Source organism: Microbacterium sp. B19 (assembly GCF_000333395.1).
Classification (GTDB): domain Bacteria; phylum Actinomycetota; class Actinomycetes; order Actinomycetales; family Microbacteriaceae; genus Microbacterium.
The window spans coordinates 1-1,296 of record NZ_BADA01000002.1; the positions used below are offsets into that span (position 1 = coordinate 1).

The following is a 1,296-nucleotide window of genomic DNA, read 5'->3' on the forward strand; positions in this document are numbered from 1 at the left end:
CATCGAGACGTGGACCGGACGCGGCTCCCCGAGCAGGACCGGTCGTCGGGCGCGACAAGGCGCAGGGCGCGCCGCTCTCCGGTGGCGACGAGTTCGCGGCACCGGACTTCACCGCGACGATGCCACGGGCAAACCCCGCATCGACGCCCGCAGCCATGTGCGACTGGCGCATCCCGACATGAACAACGGCATCCGGATCCTCCGTCGCGGCTACAACTTCGTCGACGGCACCACCGACCTCGGGCGGCTGAACGCGGGTCTGTTCTTCCTGTCGTTCCAGCGGAGCCCCGACCGCTTCGTCACGCTGCAGAAGTCCCTGGCCACGGACGCGATGGGGGAGTACCTCAAGCACGTCGGTTCCGGCCTGTGGGCCGTGCCGCCCGCGCCGAAGGCCGGCGCGTCGATCGGCGCGGGGCTCCTCGGCGTCTGAGGCGGCGGCTCTCTCACATAAACGCTCGGGCTCGGCGGAAACGCCGCGTCCGAGCGTTTCTGCTGAGCTGGGGCGTTTATGCCGGGGATGCGGGACCGGATGCCGGGACCGGATGCCGGGCCCGGGAATAGATCTCGCGGTTCTGCGTTTCACGATGTATATTCAGATGCATACAAACAGGAGGGGCATCGTGAACGAGACGAACAACTGGCCCGGGATGCAGTTCGGTGTCATGACGGTGAGCGACATCACCCAGGACCCGACCACCGGCAAGACCCCGAGCGAAGCCCAGCGCATCAAGGACACGCTCACGATCGCGAAGCACACCGAAGAGGTGGGGCTGGACGTCTTCGCGCTCGGCGAGCACCACAACCCGCCGTTCTGGTCGTCGTCGCCCACCACGACGCTCGCGTACATCGCGGCCCAGACCGAGCGCCTGATCCTCACGACCTCCACGACCCTCATCACCACGAACGACCCGGTGAAGATCGCCGAAGACTTCGCGATGCTGCAGCACGTGTCGGGCGGACGCGCCGACCTCATGCTCGGCCGCGGAAACACCGGCCCGGTCTACCCGTGGTTCGGCAAGGACATCCGTCAGGGCCTGCCGCTGACCATCGAGAACTACGACCTGCTCCACAAGCTGTGGCGTGAGGACGTCGTCGACTGGGAGGGCAAGTTCCGCACGCCGCTGCAGGGCTTCACCTCGACCCCGCGTCCGCTGGACGGCGTTCCCCCGTTCGTCTGGCACGGCTCGATCCGCACGCCCGAGATCGCCGAGCAGGCCGCCTTCTACGGCAACGGTTTCTTCGCGAACAACATCTTCTGGCCCAAGGAGCACTACCAGCGGCTGATCATGCTGTACC

General features: G+C 67.0%; 1 protein-coding gene and 1 pseudogene. Both read left to right on the plus strand.

The window, feature by feature from the left end:
- Positions 1–430, plus strand: a pseudogene (locus I5G_RS24240) (Dyp-type peroxidase); the annotation flags it as partial.
- A gap of 217 nt (positions 431–647) precedes the next feature.
- Positions 648–1,296 (plus strand): LLM class flavin-dependent oxidoreductase (locus tag I5G_RS00025; protein ID WP_026095520.1); only part of this gene is annotated, 649 nt, incomplete at its 3' end.